Annotated in this window: 15 protein-coding genes; 10 read left to right on the forward strand and 5 right to left on the reverse strand. The window is 64.1% G+C overall.

Features of this window, described 5'->3' with window-relative positions; genetic code table 11:
- Positions 1-11 precede the first annotated feature (11 nt).
- On the reverse strand, positions 12-557 hold the full coding sequence (locus ACFC25_RS12890) for a WhiB family transcriptional regulator (RefSeq protein WP_337350041.1): 546 nt from the start codon (positions 555-557) through the stop codon (positions 12-14).
- 410 nt (positions 558-967) lie between these two features.
- Here ACFC25_RS12890 and ACFC25_RS12895 point away from each other — a divergent pair, with 410 nt between their 5' ends.
- On the forward strand, positions 968-1,663 hold the full coding sequence (locus ACFC25_RS12895; RefSeq protein ID WP_376045682.1) for a TIGR03089 family protein: 696 nt from the start codon (positions 968-970) through the stop codon (positions 1,661-1,663).
- Between the two features lie 43 nt (positions 1,664-1,706).
- Here ACFC25_RS12895 and ACFC25_RS12900 read toward each other — a convergent pair whose 3' ends face one another.
- A complete protein-coding gene (locus ACFC25_RS12900) occupies positions 1,707-2,279 on the reverse strand; it encodes a GtrA family protein (RefSeq protein ID WP_337350043.1) in 573 nt (190 codons plus the stop codon).
- 174 nt (positions 2,280-2,453) lie between these two features.
- Between ACFC25_RS12900 and ACFC25_RS12905 the strand changes: the two genes are divergently transcribed.
- The 5 genes from ACFC25_RS12905 to ACFC25_RS12925 all read left to right on the forward strand — a co-directional run bounded on the left by ACFC25_RS12905 (position 2,454) and on the right by ACFC25_RS12925 (position 8,178).
- Positions 2,454-3,650, forward strand: coding sequence for a 5-(carboxyamino)imidazole ribonucleotide synthase (locus ACFC25_RS12905; protein ID WP_337346628.1), 1,197 nt, complete (start codon positions 2,454-2,456; stop codon positions 3,648-3,650).
- A complete protein-coding gene (gene purE / locus ACFC25_RS12910) occupies positions 3,647-4,234 on the forward strand; it encodes a 5-(carboxyamino)imidazole ribonucleotide mutase (RefSeq protein WP_337346629.1) in 588 nt (195 codons plus the stop codon). The genes ACFC25_RS12905 and purE overlap by 4 nt, the downstream gene beginning before the upstream one ends.
- An 11-nt stretch (positions 4,235-4,245) precedes the next feature.
- Positions 4,246-5,892, forward strand: a complete 1,647-nt coding sequence (locus ACFC25_RS12915; protein ID WP_376045687.1) for an LCP family protein — start codon at positions 4,246-4,248, stop codon at positions 5,890-5,892.
- Positions 5,893-5,955: 63 nt separating this feature from the next.
- The gene (gene manA, locus ACFC25_RS12920; RefSeq protein ID WP_337350045.1) at positions 5,956-7,206 is read left to right on the forward strand and encodes a mannose-6-phosphate isomerase, class I; all 1,251 of its coding nucleotides are present in this window, start codon (positions 5,956-5,958) and stop codon (positions 7,204-7,206) included.
- Positions 7,207-7,209: 3 nt separating this feature from the next.
- A complete protein-coding gene (locus tag ACFC25_RS12925; RefSeq protein WP_376045690.1) occupies positions 7,210-8,178 on the forward strand; it encodes a lipid II:glycine glycyltransferase FemX in 969 nt (322 codons plus the stop codon).
- Positions 8,179-8,279: 101 nt separating this feature from the next.
- Here ACFC25_RS12925 and glpX read toward each other — a convergent pair whose 3' ends face one another.
- Positions 8,280-9,302: a class II fructose-bisphosphatase gene (gene glpX / locus ACFC25_RS12930; protein ID WP_181037131.1), complete on the reverse strand. Its 1,023-nt coding sequence runs from the start codon at positions 9,300-9,302 to the stop codon at positions 8,280-8,282.
- A gap of 228 nt (positions 9,303-9,530) precedes the next feature.
- On the opposite strand from glpX, the gene ACFC25_RS12935 reads away from it, so the two are divergent.
- The 3 genes from ACFC25_RS12935 to ACFC25_RS12945 all read left to right on the forward strand — a co-directional run bounded on the left by ACFC25_RS12935 (position 9,531) and on the right by ACFC25_RS12945 (position 12,343).
- Positions 9,531-10,211, forward strand: a complete 681-nt coding sequence (locus ACFC25_RS12935) for a DUF4245 domain-containing protein (protein WP_376045786.1) — start codon at positions 9,531-9,533, stop codon at positions 10,209-10,211.
- A gap of 9 nt (positions 10,212-10,220) precedes the next feature.
- On the forward strand, positions 10,221-10,835 hold the full coding sequence (locus ACFC25_RS12940; protein ID WP_337346633.1) for a carbonic anhydrase: 615 nt from the start codon (positions 10,221-10,223) through the stop codon (positions 10,833-10,835).
- 86 nt (positions 10,836-10,921) lie between these two features.
- Complete coding sequence (locus tag ACFC25_RS12945) at positions 10,922-12,343, forward strand: class II fumarate hydratase (RefSeq protein WP_376045693.1); 1,422 nt, start codon at positions 10,922-10,924, stop codon at positions 12,341-12,343.
- A gap of 272 nt (positions 12,344-12,615) precedes the next feature.
- Here ACFC25_RS12945 and ACFC25_RS12950 read toward each other — a convergent pair whose 3' ends face one another.
- Together ACFC25_RS12950 and ACFC25_RS12955 are read right to left on the reverse strand one after the other, a co-directional pair.
- Positions 12,616-13,086, reverse strand: coding sequence for an NUDIX domain-containing protein (locus tag ACFC25_RS12950; RefSeq protein ID WP_337346635.1), 471 nt, complete (start codon positions 13,084-13,086; stop codon positions 12,616-12,618).
- Positions 13,087-13,180: 94 nt separating this feature from the next.
- Positions 13,181-13,738 (reverse strand): A24 family peptidase, encoded by a 558-nt coding sequence (locus tag ACFC25_RS12955; protein ID WP_337346636.1) that lies wholly within the window; start codon positions 13,736-13,738, stop codon positions 13,181-13,183.
- Positions 13,739-13,797: 59 nt separating this feature from the next.
- Here ACFC25_RS12955 and ACFC25_RS12960 point away from each other — a divergent pair, with 59 nt between their 5' ends.
- Positions 13,798-14,592, forward strand: coding sequence for a hypothetical protein (locus ACFC25_RS12960; RefSeq protein ID WP_376045697.1), 795 nt, complete (start codon positions 13,798-13,800; stop codon positions 14,590-14,592).
- The last annotated feature ends 25 nt before the right edge of the window (positions 14,593-14,617 follow it).

Here is a 14,617-nt window from a genome sequence, read left to right on the forward strand (position 1 = left end):
TTCCTGAAGAATTAGATTGCTCGCTTCCTTAGCCGCCGGCGCTCACGCTCGGAAAGGCCTCCCCAAATGCCAAACCGTTCGTCGTTAGCCAGCGCGTATTCAAGGCATTGGGACCGCACGTTGCATGCGCCACAGACCTTCTTGGCATCGCGGGTCGATCCTCCCTTTTCAGGGAAGAATGCTTCAGGATCCGTCTGGGCGCACAGAGCGTCAGTCTGCCAGCCCAGTTCGCCCTCGTCGTCGAAGTCCTGCTGGAAGGGCAGCCCGATCCATACCGGCTGCGTAGTACTTCCGCCGGCAGGGACCTGGAGTTCCATGGGCGGATCCAGGTCGTCATCGTCCTGGTCGTGTCCGCCGTCCAGCAGCGCTTCATGGGCTGCGAGGAATGCAGTTGCCTGATCCTCAAAAGACTCTTTGGTGTTGCGGTTGTAACGCTCAGCGGCGTCCGGATCCGCAGGATCCACGTACCAGTCGCTCGGCACGCCTCGTGAACGGTATTTCACCGTCGCCTGACCGGCGACGACTGCATCTTCATGGATACGCTCTGCTTGCCCCACGGCGACCCTCCTGATGTTGCTGCCCCTGCCTGGATACTTGGACACTCGGTTGTGTGCCGGTACTCGCGCAATGGCGTTCGATATCTAATTACACGCGTGTAACTACAGGCGAGTCAAGCCGCGGAGGGATAATAATCAACAATCCCGGACAACTCGGGTCACGCCACGCCCGGGAATTTTTGCCGACACGCCCGCCCGGGAAGCCCAGTCACTCAAGGAGCTTCGACTTTCCTGCCAAAACCCATGGAATTCGGGCAAAAAATACAGCGTGAGCGTGAATAACGCAAGCGAAATGAGAAATTGATGTGAGTAAAATCACAGACTCCGCGCAGGTTCGCCGCTCAGCTTGAGTCCCGTCCGGGGCCCACGAAGCCGGTGACTGGCTCAGGCTGCCGTGCCAAGATGTAGCAATGAGCATCCCAGCGATCGAACTGATGACAACCCTGCGCTCCGGACATTCCACATCGCCGCGCCTGACCTGGTACGGACCGGACTCAGAGCGGGTCGAACTTTCCGGGCGGGTGCTGGATAACTGGGTTGCCAAGACCAGCAACCTGCTGCAGGACGAACTCGACGCCGAGCCAGGGATGCGGGTGAACCTTGACCTTCCGGCACACTGGAAGTCGGTCATTTGGGCCCTTGCCGCCTGGCAGCTCGGAATGGAAACCGTGCTGGACGGCGGTGAAGCCAATTACCTTGTGACGGATCGGCCGGATTCAACCGGCCCGTACGACGCCGTCGTTGCCGTTGCCCTTCCGGCGCTGGCAATGCGGTGGCCGGGTGAGCTGCCTGGTGGCTTCATCGATTACGCCTCCGAAGTCCGCTCACACGGTGACGTGTTTATGGCCCACACCGATCCTTCGGCTTCAGGATGCGCCGTTCGCGGCAGCGACGGCCGGCGCCACCTCCATGAGGGACTGCTCACCGGCTTTGCAGCCCCGCACGAAGAGGGAGTCCGCCTGCTGGTGGCAGCTGCAGACGGCCTGGAAGCGGCCTTGTCGAACTCCCTGGGCGCCTGGCACAGTGGCGGGTCAGTGCTGCTGGCGCATCCGGACGTGGACCTGACGGACAAGCTCCTGGCGGCTGAACGCATCCGCGGCAAATAGCGTTGCCGGGCGCCGATCTTGGCCGCGCCGGAAACCCGGCCGGCTAGGACTCCCGGGGAGCCCCGGGAGCTTCTTCCTCCAGGTGCTCTCCGCGCTGGGCTGCGGCCGCTGCGGCCTTCTCGTGGTGGTGCAGCTCGATGAGCTCGTGGTCGTGGGAGAACTCCGGCTCCTGGTCCAGTTCCTCATTGAACACAAGGAACCGGTAGGCGAAGAAGCGGACAACCGTCGCTACCAAAATCCCCACAACCCCGGCGGCGAACAGCATGTTCTTATCCGTCACATTGAACGAGTACTTGGCCAGGGCAGTAAATCCTGTGGAAATCCCAATCCCAATGCCGTTGATGAGAATGAACATCAAGAACTCGCGGACAACGTTGGATTGCCGCCGATGCCGGAAAGTCCACAGCCGGTTGGCGATCCAGGAGAAAATCGTCGCGATGCTTGCGCCTACGAAGCGCGCTTTGGCTTCGCTGTCAGTCATCGGACCGTGCATCAGGTAGTAGGTCAGTCCGTTATCAATGACAAAGGCCACACCGCCCACCGCACCGAACTTGGCCACTTCACGCCAAAACAGCGAGGCGAGCCCCCGGATACGATCTGCAAGTGAACTAAACATGACCCTCCATGGCCGTCAGAAACTGTGGGCCACACGGCCAAAAGCCTATTTTAGCGCCGAATTGCCCCACACCACCTCCACCTATGGGGAACGCGGAGGCCAAATTCCCCTAAATTCGCTTCCCGTGCCGTCCGGAAGCCGGGATCCGGCGCGCTTTTCTGTAGGCTGGCACTTGTGACTTTTCCAGTAATCGGCGTGGTTGGCGGCGGCCAGCTCGCGCGTATGATGGCCCCAGCCGCCACCGCCCTAGGCTTTGAACTCCGCGTCCTGGCTGAGGCGGAGGACGTTTCAGCAGTTTCAGCCGTTGCCACCTCGCCAGTAGGTGACTACAAGGATCTCCAGACCCTCCTCGACTTCGCGGAAGGCCTGGATGTCATGACCTTTGACCACGAACACGTGCCCACGGACCACCTCCGCGAGCTGATTTCCGCGGGCGTCAACGTCCAGCCCGGCCCGGACGCCCTGGTCAATGCGCAGGACAAGCTGGTGATGCGGGCCGCAATCGACAGGCTTGAGCTTCCGAACCCGGCCTGGGCCGCTGTCACGGACGTGGCAGGGTTGGTGGACTTCGGCGACGAGATCGGCTGGCCGGTAGTCCTCAAGATGCCTCGCGGCGGCTACGACGGCAAGGGCGTGCGGATCATTGACTCCCCGGACGAGGCCGCCGATGCCGCTCCGTGGTTCGAAGCCATGAGCCCGCTACTGGCCGAAGCCAAGGTCGATTTCAGCCGTGAGCTGTCCGCCCTGGTCGCGCGCACCCCTGATGGCCAAGCCCGCGCGTGGCCCGTGGCCCACACTATTCAGGTCGACGGCGTCTGCGACGAGGTCATCGCGCCCGCCCTGGACATCGCACTGGACGTCGCGGCTGCGGCCGAAGAAGCGGCCTTGCGCATCGCGGGCGAACTCGGCGTTACCGGTGTGATGGCTGTAGAGCTTTTCGAAACGCCGGGATCCGGCGCCGGTTTCCTCATCAACGAACTGGCCATGAGGCCCCACAACACCGGGCACTGGACCCAGGACGGTTCAGTGACCAGCCAGTTTGAACAGCACCTCCGGGCCGTCTTGAACCTCCCGTTGGGCGCCACCGATGTCCTTGGCCCGGTCATCGTGATGAAGAACTTCCTCGGCGGAGACAACCAGGATCTCTTCTCCGCCTTTCCGGCCGCCTTGGCCAGCGAACCGGCGGCAAAGGTCCACTGCTATGGCAAGTCGGTGCGCCCCGGGCGCAAGATCGGCCATGTCAACCTCGCGGGAGCCTCCACGGATGAGGTGGACTCAGTACGGCAGCGCGCAGCGAGGGTGGCCGCAATCATCCGCGACGGCCGCGTTCCGGCCGAAGAAACAGCACGGATTTCCGAGGAGAACGCATGACCACTGAAACCACACCAGAGACCAGCGCCACCGAAGTCAGTCCCATTGTGGGCCTGGTGATGGGCTCGGACTCGGATTGGCCGGTCATGGAAGCCGCCGCTGACGCGTTGGCTGAATTTGGCATACCTTTTGAAGCTGACGTCGTCTCCGCGCACAGGATGCCTGCTGAGATGATCCGCTATGGCCAGAGCGCCCATGAGCGCGGATTGCGGGTCATCATCGCCGGCGCGGGTGGCGCCGCACACCTCCCCGGCATGCTGGCGAGCGTGACGCCCCTGCCCGTCATCGGTGTCCCCGTCCCGCTGAAGACCCTGGATGGAATGGATTCCCTGCTGTCGATCGTGCAGATGCCGGCCGGCGTTCCCGTGGCCACGGTATCCATCGCCGGTGCCCGCAACGCAGGCCTGCTTGCCGTTCGTATCCTGGCCTCGGGCACGGACCAGCTGGCCGCGTCCCTCCGCGCCGACCTCCTGGATTTCGCCCAGGAGCTCAATGACGTTGCCACGCGTAAGGGAGCCAACCTTCGGCAAAAGGTCAGCGAAGTCTTCGCCGACGGCAATGGTGTCCTCCGGGGCAGCCGCTAAGGTACCCGAAGATGTCCAGAAGCGAAACGCAGCAGCCCTCCGCCGGAACAGTCATGACTGATCCTGTCCGGTATCCGTCCAACGCCTCGGCCCCCGTCCGAACCAAAAGGGCCTTTGTCCTGCTGCTGATGACCCTCCTGGTCCCGGGCAGTGCCCAAATTGTGGCAGGCGACCGTAAGCTCGGCCGTATAGCGCTGCGGGTCACCCTCTGTGTATGGGCATTGCTGGTTGCCACCGTGCTGCTGCTGGTCCTCAACAGGTCGCTGCTCATCAACATCATCACCAATCCGTTCGCTTCGCTGCTGATCGTTGTAGTCCTGGTGGCCCTTGCCCTCGGGTGGGCGCTTCTCTTCATCAACACCCTGCGGCTGATCCGCCCCGTGCTGCTGGCACCGGGGGCGCGTCCCGCCGTCGGAATTGCCTTGGTACTTGCCCTGGTCCTGAGCAGCGGATCCCTGGGTTACGCCGCCTACCTGCTGAACGTAGGCCGCAACGCCATCGGCAGTATCTTCTCGGCCGGCCCGGCCATCGATCCTGTGGAAGGCCGCTACAACTTCCTGATGATGGGCGGCGACGCGGGCGACGACCGCACTGGCCGGCGCCCGGACAGCCTGTCAGTGCTCAGCGTCGATGCCAAGACTGGCCAGACTGCCATCATCTCCGTACCGCGCAACCTTCAGAACGCCCAGTTCAGCGAGGGCTCCCCGATGCGCAAGATCTATCCCGACGGCTACGACTGCGGCGACGAATGCCTCATCAACGCCATCAACACCGAAGTCACCAACGAGCACTCAGACCTCTACCCCGGTGTGGAAGACCCCGGTGCCCAGGCCACCCTTGAAGCCGTGTCAGGCACGCTCGGCATCACCGTCCAGGCCTACGTATTGGTGGACATGGAAGGCTTCGCCAAGCTGATCGACGCCATGGGCGGTATCAGGATCAAGGCCGGCGGCTGGGTCCCTATGAGCGGGGACATGATCGACGAGGCAAACGGCATCCACGGCATGCCCCTCGGTTGGATCCCCGCGGGGGAACAGCATCTGAACGGCTACCACGCACTTTGGTACGGACGCTCCCGCGAATTCGTCGACGACTACGCCCGAATCCAGCGCCAGCAATGCGTTCAGCAGGCAATGCTGAAGCAACTGGATCCGGCTACGCTGCTGTCCAAGTTCGAGGACATCGCAAACGCCGGCACCAAGGTTGTGGACTCAAACATCTCATCGACCCAGCTGGGCAGTTTTGTGGACCTTGCCATGAAGGCCAAGGGCCAGGAAGTCAAGCGGCTCACCATCGGTCCGCCCGACTTCGACGCGTCTTTTTCCACCGTGCCCGACTTCGATGTCATCCACGACAAAGTTGACCAGTTGCTCGCTTCCGCATCCGGCCCGCAGGCTGCCGCACCTGTCGACGGCATGGTGCAATACTCCGCAGCCAGCGGCCGGCTGCAGGCGTCCGCCCCGCTGCGACCCACCGTCCTGGCAGGCGGCGCGTTGGCGCAGCAGTCAACGCCGCCGTCGTCGGACTTCACCCCGGTGACCACAACCCCAGACGGTGAGCCGATCACCGAGGCGATGCTGAACCAGCTCAAGAGCGAGGGCAACGAGCAGGCGCTCCGTGAGCTCGTTGCCTCAAACGGCCTCTGCGCACCCTTGTAGGCGCCGACTCCCCGCAGACCGCATGCCCCCGTAGACCTGAAGACCAAGAAATGGATACCGGCTGTGTACGAAATTGAGAACGTCCTCCGCGATTACGCGTGGGGATCCACGACGGCGATTGCCGGACTCCTTGGCCGCACCGAATCCGGCCGTCCAGAAGCCGAACTCTGGATCGGAGCCCACCCGGATTCCCCTTCCGTCGCGCGCCGCCCGGATGGGTCAACGGTTCCCCTCGATCAGATGATTTCCGAGGATCCCGAGCATTTTCTTGGGGCTGAAGGGGTCGCCGGATTTGGGCCGAGACTTCCCTTCCTGGCCAAGGTCCTCGCGGCGGCGCAGCCCCTCTCGCTGCAGGTCCATCCGAGCATCGAACAGGCGCGGGAGGGTTTCGCGCGGGAGAATGCCGACGGCGTTGCACCCGATGCTGCACATCGGAACTACCGGGATGACAACCACAAGCCCGAGATGGTCTTCGCCCTTACGCCGTTCGAGGCGCTGTGCGGGTTCCGGCCGGCGGCACAAACGCGCAACATCCTGCTGCACCTGGCCGCCGCGTTCGACGCCGTCGAAGCAGACCAGCCACGGGTGCTGTCTGAGCTCGTGGAAGACCTCGGAGACTCCAACGAGAGTGCGGGCCTCCGGAAGGCCTTCGAGCGCCTGATCGCAGGCGGTACCGACGTTGCCGAGGCCACGGCGCTGGTCGCCGGTGTGCTCGTTTCCGGCGCTTCCCTCGAACCGTACAAGTCCGAGCTCTCGACGGTGGTCAGCCTCAACGAAAAATACCCGGGTGATCCTGGTGTGCTGATATCGCTGCTTCTGAACCGGATTTCGCTGGCGCCGGGTGAGGCGGTCTATCTCCCTGCCGGCAACGTGCACGCCTACCTCCATGGCATGGGCGTGGAAGTCATGGCTTCCTCGGACAACGTGCTCCGTGGCGGATTGACTCCGAAGTTCATTGATGTCCCCGAACTCCTGCGCACCATTGAGTTCAAGTCCGTCCAGGTCCCCATGCTCAACCCGGAAGTTTCCGAACTCGGCCAGGAGCTGTACCAGCCGCCGTTCCGCGAGTTCCAGCTGCAGCGGATCGAACTGGTGCCCGGGGCGTCGCCCGTTCCGCTCGCCCAGTCGGGAGCGGCCGTGGTGATTGTGGTCGAGGGATCGGTGTACCTCGACTCACCCAAGGGCGATCTGCAGCTCGCCCGCGGCGGGAGTGCATTCCTCGCTGCCGCCGATGCGCCGGTTAATGTCCACGTGGCTGCCGGGGCCGAGGAGGCGGCAGTAGCCTTCGCCGTCACCACGTCCATGAAGGCCTGATCCGTGGAGTATTTCCTCCAGACTCCCGCCTGGGCCGACGTCCTGTCCTCGCTCGGCCGTACGGTCCATCAGCAATCCGGCCCGGGTTGGAGCTTCCTGGCCGTTGAAGAGAAGAACCCTGCCGGCAAGGTGCTCTACGCCCCTTACGGCCCGGTTGCATCCTCCACTGAAGCGTTCGACGCCGCCCTCGCCGCCTTGGTGGAGCTGGCCCGTTCCTGCGGCGCTGTGTTTGTCCGGATCGAACCGGTAACCGCCGGGCTGTCCCTTTCCGCGGCAGCGGACGAACTCCGGCGCAGGGGCCTCCAGCCCGCACCAAGCAACCCGCAGCCTGAACTCAGCTGGATCGTGGACCTGGACGGTGACTTCAAGGACGTCCTGGCCGCCATGAAGCCCGTGAACCGGAACCTCTACCGGAACATCCACAAGAAGGGCGTTACGTTCCGGACGTCACAGGACCCGAAGGACATCAGCATCCTGCTGGAGTTCCTTCATATGACGGCGCGGCGCAACGGATTCAAGCCGCAGAGCGACGACTACCTGACCCGGGTGGCTGCTTCGCTGATGCCGGCGGGCGCCGCCACCCTCTTCATCGCCGAGCTGCACGGGGAGCCCATCGCCGCAGCCCTGGCCTACGATTCCGCGGATACCCGTACGTACGCCCATGCAGCCCTGGACGACACCCACCGGAAGCTCAGCGCGGGAATCCCGCTCCTCGTGACCCTGATGGCCGATGCAAAGGACCGGGGCCTCAAGCACGTCGACCTCTGGGGCGTGGCACCTGCTGACCAGCCCGGCCACAAATGGGCAGGGTTCAGCGCCTTCAAGAGGTCATTCGGTGGCCGCGAAATCGCCTATCCCGGCGCCTGGGACCTCCCGGTGAAGAAGCTGCGTTACAACGCCTACCAAGTGGCGCGGCACTTGCGGGACAAGCTGCGGACCCTGCGCTCCCCGTTGGCCCGAACCAAGGCCTAAGCCCCTCTAGTTCGACGCGGACATACAGTTGAGGCCCCGGATCCAAGCGGATCCGGGGCCTCAACTGTATGCCCACGCACCCTGGGGCGCGGGCGACGAACCTAGTTCTTGCGGGCGTAGCCTTCCCACTTGCTGGCCTGGTGCTCGCCATCAACGAAGCGGATGGTGCCGGACTTGGAGCGCATCACGATGGACTGGGTGAGGACCTTGTCCTTGGAGTAGCGGACGCCCTTGAGGAGGTCGCCATCCGTGATGCCGGTGGCCGCGAAGTAGCAGTTGTCACTGGACACGAGGTCATTGGTGGACAGCACGCGGTCCAGGTCATGGCCGGCGTCGATTGCCTTCTGCTTCTCGTCGTCGCTGGTGGGCCACAGCCGGCCCTGGATGACGCCACCCAGGGACTTGATGGCACAAGCAGCAACGATGCCTTCGGGAGTGCCACCGATGCCCATCAGTGCGTCAACGCCGGTACCGGAGCGGGCCGCGGCGATGGCACCGGCGACGTCGCCGTCCATGATGAACTTCGTGCGCGCGCCGGCTTCCCGGATCTCCTCGACCAGGGGGCGGTGGCGGTCACGGTCAAGGATCATGACGTTGAGCTGGTTGACCTTCACGCCCTTTGCCTTGGCAATCAGGTGCAGGTTCTGCTTGACCGGCAGCCGCAGGTCAACCATGTCAGCGGCCTCCGGTCCGGTGACGAGCTTTTCCATGTAGAACACGGCGGAGGGGTCGAACATGGACCCACGCTCGGCTACGGCCAGCACTGCGAGGGCGTTGTTGATGCCCAGCGCGGTCAGGCGAGTGCCATCGATGGGGTCTACGGCGACGTCGCATTCAGGGCCGGTGCCATCGCCAACATGCTCTCCGTTGAAGAGCATCGGGGCTTCGTCCTTCTCGCCTTCGCCGATAACCACAACACCGTTGAAGTGGACCGTGTGAAGGAAGGAGCGCATGGCGTCAACGGCCGCGCCGTCGGCTTTGTTCTTGTCCCCGAAGCCAACCCAGTGGCCACCGGCAATAGCCGCGGCCTCGGTGACGCGGACAAGTTCCAGGGCGAGGTTGCGGTCCGGCTCGTCGATCCCCACAGCCAGGGACGGCGAAATGGTGGAGTACTGCTGGGTCATGGGCGAAGGTGACACGTGAACCTCTTCTTCGAGTGGCGATCATTGGACCCGCTCCGCCTGTTCCGGCGGATACGGTGATTCCTCTGCTACCGATCATAGTCGGGGCGCCGCCTCTCAGTCGTGGCATGACGCTGCCCCGCAATGTGCGCTGCCGGGATGTCAGTGCATCAGCAGCGCCTCGAGTGTGAGTTGGACGCCAGGATGGGCGACTATAGAGGGGTGAGTGATATGCAGGAAAAGACCAGCCCCGGCCAGGACGCCTCCGGTTCCGGGAGCGCCGGCAAAGCCCCGGAGGGTGACGGGCAGCAGCCCGTCAAGCCCGTTATCCCGGCTGCCGCAGCCAAGCGTGCCAACGCCTCGGTGATCGGCATGGTCATTGCGCTGCTGGTCAGTATCGCCGCGTTCCTGCCGATCGTGCTGATGAACCCGTTTCCGAAAAGTGACGGCTTCCGGCCTGACATTAACGTCAGCGAGGTGGCCCGGAACGCCACAGATGTGGCAGGATTCACACCCGTCGCGCCGGAGACCGGCGACACATTCACGTCCAACTACGCCCGCTGGGAGTCCGGCAGTGGCAGCGGCGTCCCCACCTGGGAAGTAGGGTTCCTGACACCCAACGACTCCTTCATCGGCTTGGTCCAGACCCGGCAGGCCAATCCCACCTGGCTCCTCCAGGAAACGGGAAACGCTCCCGTCACAGGAAGCCGCAGCGCAGGGGGCCAGGAGTGGGAGCTTCGGGATACGGGCAAGGGCGAGCGGAGCATGGTCCTCACGTACCGGGGCACCACCGTTGTCCTCACTGGACCGGCTAAGTTGGACGAGTTTGTGGTCCTGGCGGACGCCGTCGTGAAGTCCATGGAAAGTAACCCCGCCGTCACGGTTTCACCCTCTGCGGTTCCCACATCGTAAGGTAGGGCCGTGGCAACCTACCTGACTCCGGCCCTGGCCTGGCGACGACTCCGCGAAGGCAACGAACGCTTCGTCAACGGCGAATCCTCCCACCCCAACCAGGATGCATCCCGGCGGTCTTCGCTCGTGGAGAACCAGCATCCGTTCGCCGTGATCTTCGGCTGCTCCGACTCCCGCCTCGCGGCCGAAATTATCTTCGACGTCGGACTCGGTGACGTTTTTGTGGTGCGGACAGCCGGCCAGGTCATTGACGACGCCGTCCTTGGCTCACTCGAATACAGCATCGGCGTGCTGGGGGTGCCGCTGATCGTGGTGCTGGGACATGACAGCTGCGGTGCCGTCAGTGCCACAAAGTCCGCCGTCGAAACCGGCCAGATGCCGGTGGGCTTCATCCGGGACCTCGTCGAGCGCATCACGCCGTCCGTCCTGACGTCGCTGCGCAACAACAAACCGGAGGTCAACGACATGGTGGTGGAGCACGTCAAGCAGACCTCGCACCGCCTCGTGGACAGCTCCCGTGTGATTTCGGACGCAATCGAGACCGGCCGGGCAGCGGTCATCGGCCTTTCCTACAGCCTCGCTGATGGCCACGCGGACCTTGTTTCCGGAATCGGAGAGCTCTGATCGGACGCCCTGAGGCGGTTTCGCTGCACCCGTAGCATGCCGTTCACGGTTTTCGATGCGGCCTCTGCGCGTCCTAAGCTAGCCCCATGACTTCCACTGAAGAATTCCGTATTGAACACGACACGATGGGCGAAGTCCGCGTCCCCGTGAACGCGCTGTACCGTGCACAGACGCAGCGTGCAGTTGAAAACTTCCCCATCTCCGGCAAGACCCTGGAACGCGCCCACATCGAAGCCCTCGCCCGGGTCAAGAAGGCGGCCGCCCAGGCTAACGCAGAACTTGGGGTGCTCGACGGCGAGCTGGCCAAGGCGATTGCAGAGGCCGCCGATGAGGTAGCTGCCGGCAAGTACGACGGCGATTTCCCGATCGACGTTTTCCAGACCGGCTCCGGCACCTCCTCGAACATGAACACAAACGAGGTCATCGCCGAACTGGCCACCCGCGCCCTCAAGGCCGCTGGCAGCGATAAAGTCGTCCACCCGAACGACCACGTCAACGCCTCGCAGTCCTCCAATGACGTCTTCCCCACGTCCGTGCACGTTGCCGCCACCTCGGCCCTGATCAACGACCTCATTCCCGCCCTCAGCTACCTGGCAGAGTCGCTGGAGCGTAAGGCCGTGGAGTTCAAGGACGTCGTCAAGTCCGGCCGTACCCACCTGATGGACGCCACCCCGGTCACGCTGGGCCAGGAGTTCGGCGGTTACGCTGCCCAGGTCCGCTACGGCATCGAGCGCATCAACGCCTCGCTCCCCCGCGTGGCTGAAGTTCCGCTCGGCGGCACGGCCGTGGGCACCGGCATCAATACCCCGGCTGGGTTCCCGGAGCGGGTCATCGAACTGCTCGCGACCGATACCGGCCTGCCGCTGACCGAGGCCCGCGACCACTTCGAAGCCCAAGCCAACCGCGACGGCCTGATCGAAGCATCCAGCCAGCTGCGCAACATTGCGATCTCCTTCATGAAGATCAACAACGACCTCCGCTGGATGGGCTCCGGCCCCAACACCGGCCTGGGCGAAATCGCCATCCCTGACCTGCAGCCCGGGTCCTCGATTATGCCAGGCAAGGTCAACCCGGTCATCTGCGAGGCGTCCATCATGGTTGCCGCGCAGGTCATCGGCAACGACACCGCCATCGCGTGGTCCGGCACCAACGGCGCCTTCGAATTGAACGTCGGCATCCCCGTCATGGCTGCCAACCTGCTGGAGTCCGTCCGCCTGCTGGCCAACACCAGCCGCGTCATGGCCGACAAGATGATCGACGGGATCACGGCAAACGTTGAGCGCGCACGCTTCCTCGCAGAGGCATCACCGTCCATCGTCACGCCGCTTAACAAGTACATCGGCTACGAGAACGCAGCGAAGATCGCCAAGAAGGCCGTCGCCGAGGGCCTCACCATCCGCGAGACCGTCGTGGCCATGGGCTTCCTGGAGCGCGGCGAGGTCACCGAGGAGCAGCTGGATACCGCCCTGGACGTTATGTCCATGACGCGCCCGCCGCACAAGGCATAGCTCCCCCGGCTCCATAACGAACGACGTCGGCCGCTCGACTGGCGGATTCAGGGGTCGTTGCAACACCGTTGGCGGTTAGTTCGCCAAGAGTAAATCACGCAAAACGCTCGGCTGGGGTATCCCAGCCGAGCGTTTTGCGTGGCCGTCCGTTGAGTTCCTGGGCGACGTGGTTGAGGTCCTCGGGCATGTCGGCGGCCAGGGTGAACAGCGGGTATCAAGGACGACGACGGCGAACTGGTCTCCCAGCGTCGCTGACCGCGGCTGTGCGCGGGTCAAGGCTCGAAGTGGGCGGCCTCCGTCGGAGAGAGGGCACGGCGGATGCTCGTAAGGTGGCCCGGCATCAGCTCTGGCAGGTCAGCCGGGCTGAACCAGCCGACGTCGAGCGACTCGTCATCGTTAACCCGTGCCGTCCCTGAAACGTAACGGCAGAGGAAGACCACATCCAGGAATTCGCAGACGTCGCCGTTCGGATACGTGAATGGGCCGACAGCGCCCACCGAGACAACCCGCTCGGCTTCCGCCACCACTGCGGTTTCCTCGAAGATTTCGCGCACGAGGCCCCTCGCGGGAGGTTCGCCTGGATCCAGCATGCCGCTGATGAGCGCCCAGTGACCGTTGTCGGCACGCCGGGTCAGGAGTATACGGCCGGAGTGATCAAGGACAACGCCGCGGACACCGGGTACCCACAGGGAGTCGTGGCCGACCTTCTCGCGGAGCTTGAGGATGTAGTCAGGTGCAGGCATGCTGCCAGCCTAACGGCCGACGGCGGGCGACGGGCGGAGGCTGCGGCGCTTGGGTGTAGTGGGACACCCGGAACCGGGGTCAGGCGGGATTGGGTCAGGCAGGCAAAAGCATGGCGGCGGCAGCGCCTGCCAGCATGAACGGGCCGAATGGGATGGAGGATTTCAATGTGCCCCGGCGGGCGGCCAGCAGGGCCAGGCTCCAGAGTCCGCCCAGCAGGAACGCCCCAAAAGTCCCGGCGAAAACGTGTGCCCATCCCAGATACCCCAGGTACATCCCCAGGACGCCCGCGAGCTTTACATCTCCGAATCCCATCCCGGGCGGATAGACCAGCCGCAACACAAAATAGAAGCACCAAAGAACTGCACCCCCGGCCAGGATCCGGAGGGCCGGCAGCCCGAACAAGGCCGCAGCGCCATCGGGCCCGTCCGGCAGCGCCCAGGCACCGGAGACTACGGGGACCACCGCAGCCGCCGCCAGAAGGACACCTGCCACGACATAGGACGGAAAGACAATACGGTTAGGCAACAAATGGTGGCGCACGTCGATCACGGTCAGGCGTACCGCCATCACCACGAAATACGCGCACGCCGCCAGGACCAGCCAGAAGGCCAGCGGGGCTGCTTCCCAAAGTTCGTCCAGTCGTCGGATCACCCCTCGGATGCTACTGGATTTTCGCTTCCTGCCGGAGGGCCCACGCGTAAACTGTGGATATGTCGACATGGGACACCAGGCGCCGGCCAAATCCGGAACGCGGCGATTCTCCCGCTGACCTGACAACGGTGTTCCGGAACCTCTGCCGGTCTTCACCCTGGAAATGGCAGAGCCTGCGCTTTGAGTACTGGGACGAGCCCTTTGCCGAGGCCCCGGACCCTGCGGCGCCGTTCGTGCGAGCCTGGCTGCGCCGGCCCGGTGCCCTGCGCCTCGAAACCGCCGACGGACTGGTCCTCCACAGCACAACAGGGATCAACGACTCCAAAGACGGGTTCTACGTCAGCGCCACCCGGAAGTCCTGGCTCCTGCCGCCGCACCTCGTGGCGCCCGTTTACGACGACGGCGGCCTGGTGCGGCGCCGGCCGGAAGCCGCCTACGGTGAACCCGGCTTTGGCAACGGCCGCTTTTCCGCCGCCCTTGATCCCGTTGAGCTGGCAGGCAACGCCCCGGTACCCCTGGAATTTCCGGGCAGTAACGCCGTAGACGTCACTGACATACGCCGGGTCGACCACGACGGGCGAGCGGCCCTTGAGGCCATTGTCACCCCATCCGCCGCCTATCACGCCGCAGATCCTGCCGCACCGCTGTGCATGCCCGGCCGCAACCGGGTGCGGATAGACCTGGAAACAGGCGTCTGCGTGTCCAGCCAGTCATTGGAAGCCGCCACCCCTGACTACGGCCACTGGCTTCGGATCATCGCAGTTGACGAGTACATGCTCGATGATCTGTTCCTCGCGGAGTCCATGAACCTTACAGATGTCCGTCGACACATCACTTGGGATATCTCCGCCTGATCGGGGCGGGACACCGCGCCAGGCC

Origin of the sequence: Pseudarthrobacter sp. NPDC055928 (assembly GCF_042270935.1) — a bacterium.
Classification (GTDB): domain Bacteria; phylum Actinomycetota; class Actinomycetes; order Actinomycetales; family Micrococcaceae; genus Arthrobacter.